Origin of the sequence: Clostridium cadaveris, from assembly GCF_020911725.1 — a bacterium.
Classification (GTDB): Bacteria; Bacillota; Clostridia; order Clostridiales; family Clostridiaceae; genus Clostridium_X; species Clostridium_X cadaveris.
In genome coordinates this window covers 1,667,911-1,686,162 of sequence record NZ_CP076620.1, presented here as the reverse complement: position 1 = coordinate 1,686,162, position 18,252 = coordinate 1,667,911, and the positions used below count along the sequence as shown (strand labels likewise).

At 30.3% G+C, this 18,252-nt stretch carries 19 protein-coding genes; 1 reads left to right on the top strand and 18 read right to left on the bottom strand.

The features are described from left to right. Positions 1–100 precede the first annotated feature (100 nt). The 7 genes from KQH81_RS07880 to KQH81_RS07850 form a co-directional block, all read right to left on the bottom strand. Positions 101–295: a helix-turn-helix transcriptional regulator gene (locus KQH81_RS07880; RefSeq protein ID WP_230029160.1), complete on the bottom strand. Its 195-nt coding sequence runs from the start codon at positions 293–295 to the stop codon at positions 101–103. A gap of 432 nt (positions 296–727) precedes the next feature. Beyond that, positions 728–1,141 (bottom strand): helix-turn-helix domain-containing protein, encoded by a 414-nt coding sequence (locus KQH81_RS07875; RefSeq protein ID WP_230029159.1) that lies wholly within the window; start codon positions 1,139–1,141, stop codon positions 728–730. Further along, positions 1,122–1,295: a hypothetical protein gene (locus KQH81_RS07870; RefSeq protein WP_230029158.1), complete on the bottom strand. Its 174-nt coding sequence runs from the start codon at positions 1,293–1,295 to the stop codon at positions 1,122–1,124. Before KQH81_RS07870 ends, KQH81_RS07875 begins: the two co-directional genes overlap by 20 nt. Positions 1,296–1,449: 154 nt before the next feature. Further along, positions 1,450–2,871, bottom strand: a complete 1,422-nt coding sequence (locus KQH81_RS07865) for a carbon starvation CstA family protein (RefSeq protein ID WP_027638120.1) — start codon at positions 2,869–2,871, stop codon at positions 1,450–1,452. A gap of 328 nt (positions 2,872–3,199) precedes the next feature. Continuing rightward, the gene (locus KQH81_RS07860) at positions 3,200–4,621 is read right to left on the bottom strand and encodes a carbon starvation CstA family protein (protein WP_027638121.1); all 1,422 of its coding nucleotides are present in this window, start codon (positions 4,619–4,621) and stop codon (positions 3,200–3,202) included. A 335-nt stretch (positions 4,622–4,956) separates the two neighbouring features. Continuing rightward, positions 4,957–5,667, bottom strand: a complete 711-nt coding sequence (locus tag KQH81_RS07855; RefSeq protein ID WP_027638122.1) for a LytR/AlgR family response regulator transcription factor — start codon at positions 5,665–5,667, stop codon at positions 4,957–4,959. Then, positions 5,645–7,333 carry a LytS/YhcK type 5TM receptor domain-containing protein gene (locus KQH81_RS07850; protein WP_027638123.1) on the bottom strand — a complete coding sequence of 563 codons (1,689 nt, stop codon included), beginning with the start codon at positions 7,331–7,333 and terminating at the stop codon, positions 5,645–5,647. Before KQH81_RS07850 ends, KQH81_RS07855 begins: the two co-directional genes overlap by 23 nt. A 191-nt stretch (positions 7,334–7,524) precedes the next feature. Between KQH81_RS07850 and KQH81_RS07845 the strand changes: the two genes are divergently transcribed. Next, the gene (locus KQH81_RS07845) at positions 7,525–7,887 is read left to right on the top strand and encodes a YraN family protein (protein ID WP_027638124.1); all 363 of its coding nucleotides are present in this window, start codon (positions 7,525–7,527) and stop codon (positions 7,885–7,887) included. Here the strand turns inward: KQH81_RS07845 and KQH81_RS07840 are convergent. The 11 genes from KQH81_RS07840 to smc all read right to left on the bottom strand — a co-directional run bounded on the left by KQH81_RS07840 (position 7,870) and on the right by smc (position 18,244). Then, positions 7,870–8,664 (bottom strand): ribonuclease HII, encoded by a 795-nt coding sequence (locus tag KQH81_RS07840; RefSeq protein ID WP_027638125.1) that lies wholly within the window; start codon positions 8,662–8,664, stop codon positions 7,870–7,872. The two genes, KQH81_RS07845 and KQH81_RS07840, sit on opposite strands and share 18 nt — an antisense overlap. A gap of 15 nt (positions 8,665–8,679) precedes the next feature. Then, complete coding sequence (gene ylqF / locus KQH81_RS07835) at positions 8,680–9,525, bottom strand: ribosome biogenesis GTPase YlqF (protein WP_027638126.1); 846 nt, start codon at positions 9,523–9,525, stop codon at positions 8,680–8,682. 89 nt (positions 9,526–9,614) lie between these two features. After that, positions 9,615–9,962, bottom strand: a complete 348-nt coding sequence (gene rplS / locus KQH81_RS07830) for a 50S ribosomal protein L19 (protein WP_027638127.1) — start codon at positions 9,960–9,962, stop codon at positions 9,615–9,617. Between the two features lie 101 nt (positions 9,963–10,063). Beyond that, positions 10,064–10,792, bottom strand: a complete 729-nt coding sequence (gene trmD, locus KQH81_RS07825; RefSeq protein WP_027638128.1) for a tRNA (guanosine(37)-N1)-methyltransferase TrmD — start codon at positions 10,790–10,792, stop codon at positions 10,064–10,066. Further along, positions 10,782–11,279 carry a ribosome maturation factor RimM gene (gene rimM / locus KQH81_RS07820; protein ID WP_027638129.1) on the bottom strand — a complete coding sequence of 166 codons (498 nt, stop codon included), beginning with the start codon at positions 11,277–11,279 and terminating at the stop codon, positions 10,782–10,784. The genes trmD and rimM overlap by 11 nt, the downstream gene beginning before the upstream one ends. Positions 11,280–11,343: 64 nt before the next feature. Continuing rightward, positions 11,344–11,574: a KH domain-containing protein gene (locus tag KQH81_RS07815; protein ID WP_027638130.1), complete on the bottom strand. Its 231-nt coding sequence runs from the start codon at positions 11,572–11,574 to the stop codon at positions 11,344–11,346. A gap of 52 nt (positions 11,575–11,626) precedes the next feature. Then, the gene (rpsP, locus tag KQH81_RS07810) at positions 11,627–11,872 is read right to left on the bottom strand and encodes a 30S ribosomal protein S16 (protein WP_027638131.1); all 246 of its coding nucleotides are present in this window, start codon (positions 11,870–11,872) and stop codon (positions 11,627–11,629) included. 96 nt (positions 11,873–11,968) lie between these two features. Continuing rightward, positions 11,969–13,321, bottom strand: a complete 1,353-nt coding sequence (ffh, locus tag KQH81_RS07805; RefSeq protein WP_230029157.1) for a signal recognition particle protein — start codon at positions 13,319–13,321, stop codon at positions 11,969–11,971. A 15-nt stretch (positions 13,322–13,336) separates the two neighbouring features. Continuing rightward, positions 13,337–13,678 (bottom strand): putative DNA-binding protein, encoded by a 342-nt coding sequence (locus tag KQH81_RS07800; RefSeq protein WP_027638133.1) that lies wholly within the window; start codon positions 13,676–13,678, stop codon positions 13,337–13,339. Positions 13,679–13,752: 74 nt separating this feature from the next. Then, entirely contained in the window at positions 13,753–14,664 is a 912-nt protein-coding gene (gene ftsY / locus KQH81_RS07795) for a signal recognition particle-docking protein FtsY (protein ID WP_027638134.1), read from the bottom strand. A 22-nt stretch (positions 14,665–14,686) separates the two neighbouring features. Continuing rightward, the gene (gene smc, locus KQH81_RS07790; RefSeq protein ID WP_027638135.1) at positions 14,687–18,244 is read right to left on the bottom strand and encodes a chromosome segregation protein SMC; all 3,558 of its coding nucleotides are present in this window, start codon (positions 18,242–18,244) and stop codon (positions 14,687–14,689) included. Positions 18,245–18,252: the final 8 nt, after the last annotated feature.

The window sequence follows — 18,252 nt, the reverse complement described above, 5'->3', positions numbered from 1 at the left end:
TTAACCTCCTATATCTTGTTAATATATAGTATTCACTATATACAAGAAATGTTCTTAAATTTAGTGATATTTTCATATAAAAAAAGATATATAGATTAATTTAATACCATATATCTTCTATCTTTCTATTTAATTTTTTAGATATTTCCATAGCTTTTTCTAAACTAGGAATGTTTTGTCCTCGTTCCCAGTTATTATATACTTTCATATTTATATCTAACATCTTTGCAAAGTCTATTTGATTCATCATATACTCTTTCATCCGTATTTCTTTTAATCTGTTGTTAATACTCATATGCACATCTCCACCTTTAATGTATATATTATCATTATAACAAATTTTTCTAAAAGTGTGAGTATCTATTATTACTCTTTTAGTTATTAAGTTTTAATTATTAGTATTGAGTCTAAGATGATGTCTAGAAATGTATTAAGTTTCTCTTTAGATACGACACTAAAATCTTATCTGAGAATAAAAAAGAAAAAAATTAGCTATTACCTTTATTAAATTCACTATAATTAAAAATAAAATAATGAACATAATAAAAACAATAGCTTAAATTTGAAAATTTTAAATTTTTTAACACGACAAATAAGCATACTTGACTATTTATTTTAAAATGAGTATACTTTAATTAATTTGATATAATATTTAGTTTTAATAAAACATTGTGTTTTTCTCTTAGTTAAGGAGTCGTGACCTTAATTAAGAGTTTTTTCTTTTTCGTTAATCCCACCCTAGCAATTTCCTTTCTAAATCATTTAAATCTTCTTTTGTATATTCCCTTTGACTACAATTGTTAAAAGTTGAAAACTTATTTTTATATGATGACCTAACTTTCTCTACTGTTGCTCTAGCTTTAGCGACCGCTTTAGTTTTAACTTTATTAATTATTCTATAAATATTGGTCAGGGTTAATCCCCTTCTTTTAACTTCGATAAACCCTGCTTGTACTAATTCTTTTAAACGCCTTTGAATTGTTCTTACAGTTACTCTTAAATCATTAGCTAAAGTTGTTTGTGCAGGAAAACACGTATCTTTATCACCATAACAATATGAACATAATAAACTATATAATGTTTTAGCTCCATCAGTCACATTAGATTTTATTATTTTTTTATCAACATTTACAAATTCCACTTTTCATAAACCTCCATACTTCAATGCTTTTTATAGCCTTGACTATGTCTATAAGTATATGAAAAGCCGGAAGGGATTTCCTTACATCAGCTTCTACTTCTATCATAATTCCATCTATACCTCTAAAGGTAGCCGATTTAATCTTTACTGGCATATCTTATCACCTCTATAGGAGAGTATAGACAGCTATCATAAAATATAATCTTTATTTTTTCATAATTATACTAAAATGTTTTTTTATAAAAGCAAAAGGCTAAAGACATAGCTTGTCCTTAACCTTTTAATACTTACTGTAACATATAACTCAATTAATTATTAACTTTTACTGAATTACCTTCTGAGCTCTTTCTTGTGTAGTTTAAAAATAATCCAAATAATATTAATGCAAATACAACTCCGCATATATTAGATATAGGTGCTGCAAGTCTGAATCCTTCTGGAGCTTGCAAAATGTAAGCAGAAGTTACAGCTGACATAAATACTGCTGGGATTGTACAAATCCAGTGGTTCTTTTTAGATTTAACCATATAAGATGATGCTGCCCAAAGCATTATCATAGCTAAAGTTTGATTTGCCCAAGAGAAATATCTCCAAATTATAGTAAAATCTATAAATGTAAGCGCAATACCTACAGCAAACATTGGAATAGCTATCTTATATCTGTTCATTATATTTTCTTGTTTCATGTGTATTGAGTCTGCAATAACTAGCCTAGCACTTCTAAATGCTGTATCTCCTGAAGTTATAGGACATGCTACTACACCTAATATGGCTAATATTGCACCTATCTTACCCATTAATGTGTTTGATATAGTATTTACAACACCTGCTGGTCCACCATTTGATATAGCTGCTTGAAGTCCTTCACTTCCACCAAAGAAAGACATAGCTGCTGCTGCCCATATAAGTGCTATAACTCCCTCTGCTATCATTGCTCCATAGAATACTTTTCTAGCTTCTGATTCCTTTTTCACACATCTAGCCATAATTGGTGATTGAGTTGCATGAAAGCCTGAAATTGCTCCACAAGCTATTGTTATAAATAAATATGGAAATATTGGAGTTCCTGCTGGATGGAAATTTACAAACTGAATTTCTGGAATCGCATAGCCATTAGTACATATACCAATTCCAATTCCAAAGGCCATAATTAAAAGACATGCTCCAAATAATGGGTATATCTTTCCTATTATCTTATCAACAGGTAATATAGTTGCTAAAATATAATAAATTACAATCAATACTATAAATAGATTTCTGCTTTGCCCTGTTAAAGTCTGCAATAAATCTGCTGGTCCTGTTAAAAACACTACTCCTACTAATATTAGAAGTACTACTGAAAATACTACCATTATTTTTCTAGGGGTTTCGCCTAAATACTTACCTACTATATCAGGTACATTTGCTCCATTATTTCTTATAGATAATATCCCCGTAAAGAAATCATGTACCGCTCCTGCAAATATACATCCAAAAACTATCCATAAAAATGCTGCTGGTCCCCATAAAGCTCCTGATATGGCACCAAATATTGGTCCAAGACCTGCTATATTTAAAAACTGAATCAAAAATATTTTTGGCCAGCTCATAGGTACATAGTCTATACCATCTTGCATTGTTTCAGCTGGAGTCTTAATTTTGTCATCAACTACAAATGTCTTTTCTACAAATTTACCATAGATTATATAACCTACTATAAGTGCTACTAATGATACCAAAAATGAAATCATAAAATCATCTCCTATAAAATTATTTATTACATTTTAATTATAAAATGTAGACATTTTCACAGAAATATTATCAGCTTTAAAAGCCGATATAGTGTCATGAAATGCGTTATATGTACATGAAAAGTTCTTAAAAAGTTTAAATTATTTATTATATATCTTAAAACTTATCAGTAATAATATATATTTAAATTATTTATTATATATATGTTTATTTTATTAAGCATTTATTGTAACGCATAATAAGTTAATTATTATCATATATTTTGTATAAAATAAGGCTGAGGACTATTAACTCCTCAGCCTTATTTAAAAATTAGTTTATTAAACTCTATTTATTAAACTCTAATGAGTCTTCTTTTTGGCTTTTTCTAGTGTAATTCAAAAATACTCCAAATAAAACTAACGCAAATATTATTCCAACTATATTTGATACTGATGCAGAAATTCTAAATCCTTCTGGAGCTTGTAATATATACGCTGAAGTTACTGCTGACATAAATACTGCTGGTATACTACAAATCCAATGATTCTTATTTACCTTTACCATATATGAAGCGGCAGCCCAAAGCATTATCATAGCTAAAGTTTGATTTGCCCAAGAGAAGTATCTCCATATTACAGTAAAGTCTATAAATGTAAGTGCTATACCTACGGCGAACATTGGAATTGCTATCTTGTATCTATTTCCTATTTGTTCTTGCTTAAGATTTATATGATCAGCTATTATGAGTCTAGCGCTTCTAAATGCTGTATCACCTGAAGTTATAGGACATGCTACTACTCCTAAAATTGCAAGCACTGCGCCTATTTTTCCCATAACTGTATTAGATATTGTATTTACAACACCTGCTGGTCCACCATTTGATATTGCAGCTTGAAGACCTTCGCTGCCTCCAAAGAAAGCCATAGCTGCCGCTGCCCATATAAGAGCTATAACCCCTTCAGTAATCATAGCTCCATAGAATATTTTTCTAGCTTCTGATTCCTTTTTTACACATCTAGCCATAATTGGTGATTGTGTTGCATGAAAGCCTGAAATAGCTCCACATGCTATTGTTATAAACAGATATGGAAATATAGGGACTCCATTTGGATGAAAATTAAAAAATTGAATTTCTGGTATGGTATAACCTTGAGTTGTTATTCCAAATCCAATTCCTATAGCCATTATCAAAAGGCAACAACCAAATAGAGGATAAATTTTTCCTATTATCTTATCTATAGGAAGTATTGTAGCTAAAATATAATATATAGTTATAATAACAATAAATGTGTTTCTGCTTAGTCCTGTTAGCGTATGAAGCAAATCTGCTGGTCCTGTTAAAAATACAACTCCCACTAATATTAAAAGAATTACTGAAAATACAACCATTATCTTTTTTACTTTTTCTCCAAGGTACTTACCAACTAGTTCTGGTACATTTGCTCCTTTGTTTCTCATTGATAATATTCCGGTAAAAAAATCATGTACTGCTCCTGCAAATATACAGCCAAAAACTATCCATAAAAATGCTGCAGGTCCCCATAAAGCTCCTGATATGGCACCAAAGATAGGCCCTAATCCAGCTATATTTAAAAACTGTATTAAAAATATCTTCGGCCAACTCATAGGTACAAAATCCACACCATCTTGCATTGTTTCAGCTGGTGTTTTAATATTATCGTCTACCCCAAAAGTCTTTTCTACAAATTTACCATAAATAATATAGCCTGCTACTAACGCTAGTAATGATAGTAAAAATGAAATCATATACATCCATCTCCCCATAATATTATTTATCTATAACAACATTATAGAATGTATACATTTTCACAGAAATGGTATTGTATTTAAATGACGATATCTAAGCACGAAATGCACTATAAAGGTATTTCATGCTTATTTTTCCTTTTTTCTACAGTTCATTTCATTAGATTCTATTTCTACAGCTTAAAAAGCTTAGTTTTACATACAAATTATTATTACATTAAAAGATATATGTAACTTCATTAAAAATATATTCTAACTTCATTTAATACTATTATATACTCATTTTCATCTATTTAATTATAACAATTACGGTTATTCAGTACTACACTATATACTTATTTAAAACTCAGTATTTCTCTAAATCTTTTTATATTGTTTCTACTTACAGGTATTTCCTTATCTATGTCTTTTAATTTTAAAACATAAGTATCATTAAACCAAGGTTGGACTTCTTTTACCTTTCCCAAGTTTACTATAAACGACCTATGAGATTTATAAAACTCCTTTGTTGGCAGCTTTTTCTCCATATCTGATATTTTATTTCTTGATGTATATTCGCAATCTTTAGTAAAGATTGCAACTCCTCTTCCAGAAGCTTGAATATAATATATATCTTTTATATTTATGACGTATATCTTGTTGTTCTTCAAAACAGATATTTTATCACTAGAAATGGCTGAATTCTCTTCAAATGAAGATTCCAACCTTTCAAGAGCAGATACTATTCTGTCTTTTGAATAGGGCTTAACCAAATAGTCAAAAGCATGTATTTCAAAAGCATCTAGTGCATATTCTTTATATGCAGTTATAAATATCACTTTTATATCTGGATTTATTTCATGTAAAATCTTTGCCAAGTTCATACCATCTAAATTAGGCATATTTATATCTAGAAATATCACATCAATAGGATTATTTTGAACATATTTTAATACGCTTACTCCATCATCAAATTGATTCATAATTTTTATGTTGCTAAAGGTTTTTATAAAATATTCTAGTTCCTGTCTTGATGGAAGTTCATCATCTACTATTATTGCCCTCATATCCATCCCCCTTATTAATATTAAATGATATTCTTGTGCCATTATTTAATCTTTCAATTATCGGCGCCTTTCCATAAATGAGTTTTACTCTTGAATAAACATTGTATAAGCCAATTTTGTTATCACTTATCGTCTCTTCATATATCTGGTTGATTATATTCTCATCTATTCCACATCCATCATCCTCTATAATTATCTTACAAGATTCTGATTCATCAATACACCTTATCCATACATTCCTGCCAACTCTATTTTTTAAAATACCATGCTTTATAGCATTTTCAACAAGAGGTTCTATAGTTAAAGGCGGGATTTTAATATTCATACATTCTTTCGGAATGTCATAATTAATTTGAATTTTATCACCAAATCTAGCTTTTTCTATAGCTACGTAAGCTTTAACTTGTTCTAATTCTTTTTGAAGTTCAATAAGATTATCTTTAACTTCTAAATTAAACCTCAAATAATCTGACAGATTAACTATAAGCTCCCTAGCCATATCCGGATTAATTCTCACGAAAGAAGTTATAGTATGAAGAGCATTAAATAAAAAATGTGGATGTATTTGAGTCTGTAGTGCTCTTATCTCTGCTTTATGTGCCATCTCTTCAAGCTTTTTAATTTTTCCAAGCTGTAATTGTGTAGAAATAAGAGTTGATAATCCTTCTGCTAAAGATCTGTTTCGTTCTGTTATGTAAGAACTATTATTAAATGAAATTTTCAATGTACCTATAACTTTTTCATAATATATGAGCGGTGTTATTATTGAAGACTTTATAGAGTTTTCCATTAAGTCTGTCTTTGCATTTTCTCTTTTATTATTCAATGTAATAGCATGTCCAGTTTCTATAACGCGTTTAGTATAATCATTTACTATTATCTTGTGCATTATTTTTATATTTTTGTTTTTAGCTGAATAAGCTAAAATCTCTTTATCATCTGTAAGTACCACAAATTCAGAACCCAAACTGCTCCTTATTATTTCACAGACTCTGCTCAAAGATTCCTCATTTACTTCCTTAAAATAAGGCAGCGTTTTATTTGCTATATCCAAAGTTATCCTTGCCTGCTCTCCAGCAAGCTTTTCTTTTTCATCTAAAATACTATTCACTATAGTTATTATTATGATTATACCTATAGAGTTTATTATAACCATAGGTATAAATATATCATTTACTATGATTACGCCATCATCATTAGTAAGACAAATCAATATCATACTTATACTTTCGGTGACTACTACAGAAAAAACACTGTAAATATATTCATTGCTTGATTGTTTATTTTTACATAAAAATCCCGAAGCTATTCCTGAAAATATAGTACTTATAGCACATGCTAGTGCCGTTGATTGTCCCATATTATATATAAGTCTGTGAATTCCTGCTATAGTACCAGCAATTCCTCCGACTATAGGTCCAAATGTTATAGATGAAACTATGATAGGGATATTACGTATATTTACCACAGACCCTTTATAATCAATCCCCATAATAGTTCCAAAAATTCCATAGATACCAAAAATTATCCCTAAGGTAATTATATCTTTATTTGATTTTTTATCTGTATCTACAATCTTTTGAAGTGTTCTACTTTTAGACATGGTAAAAGCAATTAAAATTGAATACCCTAAATTACCTATTAATCCTCTTGTTAATTCCCACATAATTTATGACCTTCTAACCTTAATATTATATAAATCATTATTTAATTATCTAGATTTGAATATATACATGAATTTATGAACATACTTTTATAATGTCCAATTTATCTATTTTAATAATAGCATAAATCCCTTATTTACCCTATTAATTTCTTAAAATTTCTATATTTTATATAAAGGAAGAGTTTAATATTATGAAAAAATTTAACAAATCCATTGGTACTCATGGTGAACGTTTAGCCGGAAAATTTCTAGAAAGATCTAATTATAAAATAATTCAATATAATTTCTCATGCCGTTATGGAGAAGTAGATATAATCGCCTTAGATAAAGATGTTTTGTGTTTTATAGAAGTAAAAAGCAGGTTTTCGCTTCTATATGGATCACCAAGGGAAGCTGTAACCTGCTTTAAATTAAAAAAGTTATATAAATGCGCTGAATTCTTTATCTTAAAGCACAATATTTCAAATATCAATTGTAGAATTGATGTCATCGAAGTTTATTTTAATTACAACAATAACTTAAGCAAAATAAATCACTTAAAGAATGTTATTTAAAAAACTTCTTCTATGAATCTTACACATACCATATTTTTTTATACCTTCTATATGCTTTTTAGTTCCATACCCGGCATTATGTCCAAAATCATAATTAGGATATATTTCATTATAATCTTTCATAAGATTGTCTCTATAAACTTTAGCTATAATTGAAGCAGCAGCAATGCAAGCACTGTGTCTGTCACCTTTTATTATAGCTTTGTTTGGCATATCAAAATCTTTTATGAGATACCCATCAGATAAAACTAAATCAGGTTTAACACTTAACCCATGAACTGCATCCTTAAAAACCTTATTGTTGCAGTACGCTATTCCTTTTTCGTCTATTTCTTCACTTTCACATTGAGCGATTGAATAAGAAATAGCTTTATTCTTTATAATTTCAGATAGTTTTTCTCTTTTTTCTTCAGTTAAAACTTTGGAATCATTTACGCCTAATATCATTTCTGCTTCATCAACATTGAGCTTTAATATTACAGAAGCAGCAACAATTGGACCGGCTAAAGGACCACGTCCAACCTCATCTACTCCCGCTACCATTATTTCTTCTCCATAGCTTTTATCATTATCGTAAAGACCTTTTACTCTAATTCTTTCTTTATTTAATGCATCTAAGTTTTTTTGAAGCCTTTGCCCTAATGCATTTATATTTTTTCTTTTATCCTCATTAAGAGAAGCTATAATTAATAAAATCTTCTCTTCTGTTTCATTATTTAAATCCAGCTTATCTATCTCTTCTTTTACTTCTTTATATTTAAGACCTTTGTATAACATATGAATCCCCCTATATTATGGTCTTTCTAAGGAAATGCAGCCCAGCTTTCCTCCTCTAAATTCATCTAATAACAGAACTGAAAGCCTATTGTAATCAACAACACCTCCTGATGCTATTGTTCCTCTTTTCTTAGCTATATCATTTAGTATATCTAAGGTATCTTCTTTAATCTCAGTAAGTTTATAACGCTCCATAAGTCTTTCAGGATAATTTACCTTAAGTCTAGATACTAAATTATATGCAAGTTCTTCTATATCCATAATTTCATCTTTTATTGCCCCAGTGAAAGCTAGGTTTAATGCAACCTCTTCATCTTCAAATTTAGGCCATAGTATTCCTGGTGTGTCCATCAGCTCTATACCTATTTTAGTCTTTATCCATTGTTTACTCTTAGTTACTCCAGGTCTATCCCCTGTCTTAGCTATATTGTTCTTTGCCATCTTATTTATAAATGAAGATTTCCCTACATTAGGTATACCTACTACCATAGCTCTCATAACTATATTTTTTAAACCCTTAGCTCTAAGCCTGTCATGCTTTTCTTTCAGTAATTCCTCCATAAGAGGTTTTATTTCTTTGAGTCCTGCTCCTGTTAAGCAATTTACTTCTAAAACCCTTACGCTGTCATTAGTTAATTTGTTAATCCATGCTTTAGTTATTGATTTTTCTGACAAGTCACTTTTATTTAATAGGATTATTCTAGGCTTTCCTTTACATAATTCTTCTATTTCAGGATTAGCACTAGTACTAACTATTCTAGCATCTCTTATCTCTATAACAGCATCAACCAGCTTTAAATTTTCCTTTATCTCTCTTCTGGTTTTAACCATATGTCCTGGGAACCAATTTATATTTGCCATATTTTCGCCATCCTTTCTATTATGTGTATTTTAAAGTTATTTATATAGAAAAAAGGGGTAACAACACCCCTTTTAAACTTGCAAATATGTTATATTCTTTCTTTAACCTTTGCAGCCTTACCAACTCTGCCTCTTAGGTAGAATAGCTTAGCTCTTCTTACTTTACCTCTTCTAGTAACTTCAACTTTTTCAACTATTGGAGAGTTAACTGGGAATGTTCTTTCAACACCAACACCGTAAGCAAGTCTTCTTACTGTGAAGTTTTCTCTAGCTCCTCCATTTTGTATCTTTATAACAGTTCCTTCAAACATCTGAATTCTTTCTCTGTTACCTTCTTTGATTCTTACGTGAACTTTAACATTGTCTCCTACGTTAAATTCAGGTAATTTTTCACTTCTTAATTGTTCTGCTTCTATAGCTCTTATTAATTCGTTCATTGTGCATTCCCTCCTTATAATATAATTGACGTTCATACCAAATAAAATCTTGATAGAGGACCGCCCGTACTAGCACAAACTTAATTTTATCACAAATTTTTTTACACATCAATGTTTTTTTGTGTGTTTTTAAGTGTTTTTTTATCTTCTTCTGAAAGTTTTACACTTTTAAGAAGATCTGGCCTCTTCTTATATGTGAGGATGATAGACTGCTGTCTTCTCCATTTTTTTATATTTTCATGATGCCCTGAAAGCAACACCTCAGGAACTCTCTTACCTTCATATACTTCAGGCCTTGTATATTGAGGATATTCCAAAAGTCCATTATAAAATGACTCTTCTTGAAAACTCTCTTCTTTACCTAAAACTCCAGGGATAAGTCTACATATGCTATCTACTATTGGTATGCACGCCATTTCTCCACCAGTTAAAATAAAATCACCTATGGATATTTCCTCATCTATATAGTCATATATTCTTTCATCTATACCTTCATAATGGCCACATAAAAAAATAAGTTCTTTTTCATTACTTAACTCCTTAGAAATCGAATGATTAAATTTTTTCCCTCTTGGTCCTAAAAAAATCACTTTTCCTGAATTTTTAGTTTTCATAAATTTTATAGAATCAATTATAGGTTGTGGTGCCATAACCATGCCTGCACCGCCCCCATAAGGGTAATCATCAACCTTTTTATGTTTGTTATTAGAAAAATCTCTTATATTTATAGCTTCTATCTCTATTATTCCATTTTCCCTGGCTCTCTTAATTATGCTGTGATTAAATATATCAAACATTTCAGGAAACAATGTTAATATGCTAATCTTCATCTTGCCATTCTCCTACAGGCTTTATAATTATCTTTTTTTCTTCTACATCTACTGAGTATACTATTTCTTTTAAAGCTGGTATAAGAATTTCTTTTTCACCTTTTACTTCATATACATCATTACTTCCAGTCTTTATAACATCTATAAGTTCTCCTATGTATCTTTCTTCTGAATCATATACTTTGCATCCTATAAGATCAATTATAAAATAAGAGTTTCTTGGAAGCTTTACAGCATCCTTTCTTTCTACTTTAATATATTTATTTCTCATTCGTTCCGCATCTTCTACTGTGTCTACACCTTGAAGTTTAAGAATAACTCTATCTGCTTGAAGCTTGCACCATGTTATTTCAACTACTTTATCATCTATTATACAAGACTTAAGCTTTCTAAATCTTCTAACGTCATCAGTCAGTGGATAAACCTTTACCTCTCCGCGTACACCGTGAGGCTTAGTAATTTGCCCAACAGTCATATATTCTTTCATATTTTCACCACCGAAAATTATTTATTTTAATTTAAGTAAAAAGAGCTAGGAAAAAAACCTAACTCTAATTAATAATTTCAACGACTACTCGTTTATCTTCTTTTATTGCTGCAGCCTTGACAACAGTTCTAATAGCTTTTGCTATTCTTCCCTGCTTTCCTATGACTTTTCCCATGTCTTCTGGAGCAACTTTCAATTCAAGAATTATAGATTGTTCACCTATAACTTCATTGACTTGAACTTCTTCTGGGTTATCTACAAGTGATTTAGCTAAAATTTCAACTAATTCTTTCATTTACCTTCTGATAGCTAGACAATACAACTATCAGAATTCACCTCCCCAAAAATTACTCGTTCATACCAGCTTTTTCTAAAAGCTTCTTAACGACGTCAGTTGGTTGAGCTCCATTCTTTATCCAAGTGTTAGCTTTTTCAGCATCTATTTTAATTATTGCTGGTTCTGCAACTGGATTGTAATATCCGATTTCTTCGATAAATCTACCATCTCTTGGGCTTCTTGAATCTGCTACAACTACTCTGTAAAAAGGAGCTTTCTTAGCACCCATTCTTCTTAGTCTAATCTTTACTGCCATTATTTTCACCTCCTTTAAAGGATAAATCTCTATAATAATAAGTTTAAACTTCTCAAAGTTAAAACTATTTATATGACTTTATTTTTCAAAGTTTTTTTACATGAAAGGAAGTTTTCCCATAAAGCCTTTTTTAGCTTTTTTCTGCATTCCATTCATCTGCTTCATCATCTTTTTCATTTGTTCAAAGCTCTTGATAAGTTTATTTACATCTTGTATTGATGTTCCTGAACCTTGTGCAACTCTTTTTCTTCTTGAAGCTGATGAAGAAATAATATTTGGGTTTTTTCTTTCTTTTATAGTCATAGAATTAATTATGGCTTCTGTTTTTTTCATTTCTTTTTCGCTTTGGCTTAAATCCAATCCCTTAAGCTCTTTGGAATTTACACCAGGCATCATCTCTAATACCTTTCCAAGAGGTCCTAGCTTTTTCATTTGAGCCATTGCATCTTTAAAGTCCTCATAATTGAATTCTTGATTCATCATTCTATTTCCAAGCTCTAAAGCCTCTTTTTCATCAATAGCAGCTTGAGCTTTTTCTATAAGAGACATTACGTCTCCCATACCTAAAATTCTAGAAGCCATTCTATCTGGGTGAAAGACTTCTAAATCATTCATCTTCTCTCCCATACCTGCAAATTTTATTGGTTTGCCGGTAACTTCTCTTATAGATAATGCGGCTCCACCTCTAGTATCACCATCTAATTTTGTTAAAATTACTCCTGATATATCTAGTAAACTATTAAAACTGTCAGCCACATTTACAGCATCCTGACCTGCCATAGCATCAACTACTAGTAATATTTCATTTGGATCTACAGAAGCTTTTATATCTTTTAATTCCTGCATAAGATCTTCATCAATGTGAAGTCTTCCTGCGGTATCTAATATCACTACATTTAAACCATCATTTTTTGCATGTTCAATAGCTGCTTTAGCTATATCTACAGGGCTCACTTTATCACCCATGGCAAATACTGGAACATCTATTTGGCGGCCAACTGTTTGAAGCTGTTTTATAGCTGCTGGCCTATATATATCCCCTGCTACAAGCAAAGGTTTTTTATTCTTTTTTCTTAAGTGCAATGCTAGCTTACCAGCCATAGTAGTTTTACCAGCACCTTGAAGACCAACTAACATTATTACGGTTAGTCCTTTATCATCATAATTTATTTTGCTTTCGCTATTCCCCATGAGCATTGTTAATTCATCATTAACAATCTTTATGACCTGCTGTCCCGGAGTTAAACTCTCCAATACTTCTTTTCCAACGCACTTTTCACTCACAGCTGAAACAAATTTCTTTACTACTTTGTAGTTAACGTCAGCTTCTAAAAGTGCCAGCTTAACTTCTCTCATGACTTCTTTTATATCTTTTTCGTTTAACTTTCCTTTGCCCTTAAGCTTTTTTAATGCATCTTGCAATTTTGAACCTAATCCTTCGAAAGCCATGTAATCCCTCCTACTTTATATTGCCTCATCAATAAGTTTTATTATACTGTCTATACTATCTTTTTCTTCCATGTGTTTATCCATTAACTTATTTAGCTGATAAATTATTTCTTCCTTCTTTTTAGCAGCTTTGAGGCTATTTTTCAAAAGGTGAATCCTTTCTTCATAGCTCAATAATTGCTTGTGACATCTTTTAATTAAGTCATGTATCGCTTGCCTGCTAGTATGGTTAAGTTCAGCTATTTCTGACAAAGAAAAATCATCATTATAATACATAAACATGATATTTTTTTGTTTTTCTGTCAGAAGTTCTCCATACAAATCAAGCAGCAGAGATATTTCTACTCTCTCTTCCATAATCAATCACCTAACTCACAAAAGAAATAATATCAGATACAGAATATGTTGTCAAGTACTTTTACTTAACACATTTAAAAAAGTGCTTCCGCAAATGATTTTGCATCAAATTTTTGAAGATCATCAATGCCTTCTCCTACACCTATATACTTAACAGGTATATGAAGCTCCTGCTTAATGGATATAACAACTCCACCTTTAGCTGTTCCATCTAACTTTGTAAGAACTATACCGTCAATAGGGCATACTTCCATAAATTGTTTAGCCTGTATAACCGCATTTTGTCCTGTAGTTCCATCTAGCACTAGAAGAGTCTCCTTTTTAACGCCTTGTAATTCTCTATCTATTATCTTGTTAATTTTTCCAAGCTCATTCATTAAATTCTTTTTGTTATGAAGTCTTCCTGCAGTATCACATATAAGTACATCACCCTTCTTGGCCTTAAAAGAACTTATTGCATCAAAAACAACTGCTCCTGGATCTGCTCCCTCATTATGTTTAATTATATCAACTCCAGACCTGTTAGCCCAAACTTCAAGCTGATCTATCGCCCCTGCTCTAAAAGTATCTGCAGCTGCAAGTATTACGTGTTTTCCATGATTTTTATATTGGGAAGCTATTTTTCCTATAGAAGTTGTTTTTCCAACACCATTTACCCCTATTATAAGCATAGCTTTTGGATAGGTCTCTTCTCCCTCTTCCTCTACACCTTCGTTAATCATATCAACAATAACTCTCTTTAAGCATGGTTTAACTTCTTTAGGATCATTAACCTTTTCATCTCTTATAACTTTTCGTAGTCTCTCTATTATTTCTACAGAAGTGTCTACTCCAATATCTGATGTTATAAGTATTTCCTCTAGTTCTTCATATAAATCCTCGTCAATTGTAACAGCTAAATTAAACACTTCATTCATTTTATCTGTTAATGTGTCTCTTGTTTTACTTAATCCTGATTTTAATTTATCAAAAAATCCTCCAAACATTATTCTTCCTCCTGAATTTAATTTATGCACTTAAGTCTACTGAAATAATTTTTGAAACCCCTTTTTCCTCCATAGTCACTCCATACAATACATCACTAGCTTCCATAGTACCTTTTCTATGAGTTATTACTATGAACTGGATATTGCTTGAAAATTCCTTTAAAAATGAGGCATATCTAAATACATTAGCATCATCTAAAGCAGCTTCTATTTCATCTAATATACAGAAAGGCGTAGGCTTCATCTTTAAAATAGCAAATAATAGAGCTATAGCTGACAACACCTTTTCTCCTCCAGACATAAGATTTATATTTTGAAGCTTTTTACCTGGCGGCTCAACATTTATTTCTATATTAGCACTGAGTTCATCGCCTTCACCCAATATAAGGTCAGCTCTTCCTCCTTTGAAAAGTTCTTTAAATGTTTCACTAAAATATTCTCTAAGCTTTTGAAAATTTTCATTGAACATTTCTTTCATCTTAGATGTCATTTCATCAATAACATTTAATAGTTCTTTCTTAGATTTTTCTAAATCCTCTCTTTGGATGCACATGAACTCATATTTAGCACTCACTTCTTTATACTCTTCAATGGCTCCTAAATTTACATTACCTAATGAGGATATTTTACCTTTTAATGTTGATATTCTACTTTTAGTCACTTGAACATCAATATCTTTTTCAGCTAAATCTTCTGCTTCTGCTAAGGTAAGATTCATATCTTCATTAAGCTTCGTTAAATACCCCTGCATTTCTATTTCATATTTAGCCTTGTTTATCCCAAGTTTATTGATTTCCTCTTCATTTTTTCTAATTAAAGAGTTTATATCTTCAAGCTGGGAATTAAACTTAGTTATGTTTTCTTTTAAAACAATTCTTTTCTTTTCATAAGTTTCAAAGTCAGCCTCTAATTCTTTAATTTTATCCTCATACCCTACTATCTCAGCTTTCTTCTTATCTATCAAACTCAAAGATTCAGATTTTATAGAATTTCCCTCTGACATTTCCTTTTGAAGTTCTCTAGATTTGTTTACAGCCTCTTTTAAGTCTCTTGAGTTTCTTTGAGTATTAGCTTCTTTAGACAATATAACTTCATCTAACTGAGCTTTTTCTATTTTTAATTTTGTAAATGTTTCCTTTTGACTTTCTAAGTTTTTAGTCAGTTCTTCTCGCTTAAGTTCAGAAACTTTTATATTTTCCTTATTTTTTTCTTCACTTTCCTCTAAATCTTGAAGTTCTTTATTTTTTTCTTCCAACTTAAACTTTAAGTCTAATATTTTCTTCTCTATAAGACCTGTTTCTCTTTCTGATGTTATTATGTTATCTTCTAGTTTTTTATTTTCACTATTTAAGGCTAACATTCTCTCTTGAATCTTAGTTACTTCAATATTCTTGTGATGTATTTCATCTCTTAAATTTAAAAATTCATCGTCTAATGATTTAAACTGTAACTTTTTATTATTAAGTGATTTTTCTAAGCTATCCTGCTCCTTAAAAAGAGCTTGTATTTTTTCTTCTAGTTCTTTTATTTCTCGTTTTCTTCCTATAACATTAGTAGCTTTCTTGTATATGCTACCGCCAGTCATAGATCCGCCTGGATTTATCACTTCTCCATCTAAAGTTACAATCTTATATGAGTGATTTGTATATTTTGCTATGTTTAAAGCATTAGTCATAGTATCACATATTATAGTTCTTCCCAATATGCTAGTTACCGCTTTTTCATATTTTTTATCATACATTATAATATCGCTAGCTATTCCTAGGAACCCTTTTGAAGAAGTTATGTTTGTATTTAAATTTAATTTTTTACCTTGTATTATTGATAGTGGTAAAAAAGTAGCACGACCAAGATTCTTTTCTTTTAAGTAAGTTATAAGATTTTTAGCCATAACTTCATCTGAAGTTATTATATTGGAGACAGCAGCTCCTAAAGCTATATCTATAGCTACTTCAAATTTTTTTTCTACTTCTATAATTTCTCCTAAAACAAAAACCTTTCCTTTTGCATAATTTATTTTATTTTCATCTATATGATGCATAAGACTTTTTACTGATTTGTTATATCCCTCATAGTCTTTTTCTAAATTCATGAGCATATTGTGATTTGCTTCAAATTTATTTATTTGGGCACTTTGAATTTTTAGACTTGCTTCCATTTTATTTATTTCGTTCAACAAAATGTTTTTTGTTTTCTTGTTTTCCTTTATTTTCTCATTCATAAGGTTTATGTCACAATAAGCTTTATGATTTTCTTCTTCTAATAAAAGTGCGGTGGTTTTATTGATGTTTATATTGTTTTTGTAATTACTGCTCTGTTCATTTAATGAAAAAACTTTCCCCTCTAGGTTGTCTATATCACTTTTTAAGCTTGTTTTTTCATTATTACACGTAGCGATATTTCTTAAAATTTCAATGCTTAATGCTCTAAAATTTTTATTATTTTCTTCAATAACTAAATTTTCGCTGTTAAAATCATAGATTTTCTTTTCTAAATCATAGATTTGACTTTCATACTCTTTCTTTTCCTTAATGAGAGATTCAAGTTCTAATATTTCGGCATCTTTTATCTCTTTAATATCATTAATTTTTTTATTTATAATACCTATTTCAATTTCATTTTTTGCTAGGGAGTTCTCTGCATTATTTATTCTCTCCTCTAAAACCACTATTTCACCTTGAAGTTTTTGAATAATCTCTTTATAATTATAAAATCTATTTTTTTCTTCACTAAAACTATTTTCTTCTTCTTCAAGCTGAGAGTTTATTTCTTGTAGAGATTTTTTTAAATCTTCTCTCTCCCTTGCGAGGTCATTTTTTATACCATCGCTTTTATGTAATTCATTTTCATACTCTCTTATTTTTTCGTTTAACTTAGCTATAGAGTGTATTATTAAAGAAATTTCTAGTCCTTTCTGCTCATTAGACAATTCTAGGAATTCTTTTGCCTTTATGCTATCTATCTCTAAAGGTTCTATTCTTTCTTCCATGCCAACAAGAATATCATTTAATCTGACTAAATTTTGTTCAGTGCTTTGAAGCTTCTTTTCACTTTCTAGTTTTCTAGTCTTAAATTTAACTATACCAGCTGCTTCCTCTAAAAGAGCTCTTCTTTCATCAGGTTTACCGCTTAGTATAGCATCTATTTTACCCTGACCAATTATAGAATATCCTTCTTTTCCTATTCCTGTATCCATAAATAGCTCTTGCACATCTTTAAGCCTGCAAGAATTGTTGTTAATTAGATATTCACTATCACCATTTCTGTATAACCTTCTTGATATAGTAACATCAGAATAATCTATAGGTAGTTCCCCTTCAGAATTATCTAAAGTAAGACTTACCTGAGCAAGTCCCACAGGCTTTCTAAATTGAGTTCCAGCAAAAATGACATCTTCCATTTTGCCTCCTCTTAAAGTCTTTACACTTTGTTCTCCCAAAACCCATCTTATAGCATCAGAAATATTACTTTTCCCACTGCCATTAGGACCAACAACTGCAGTAACACCTTTTTTAAAGGAGAGTTCTGTTTTATCGGCAAAGGATTTAAATCCTCTTATTTCAATTGATTTTAAAAACATACATCTGC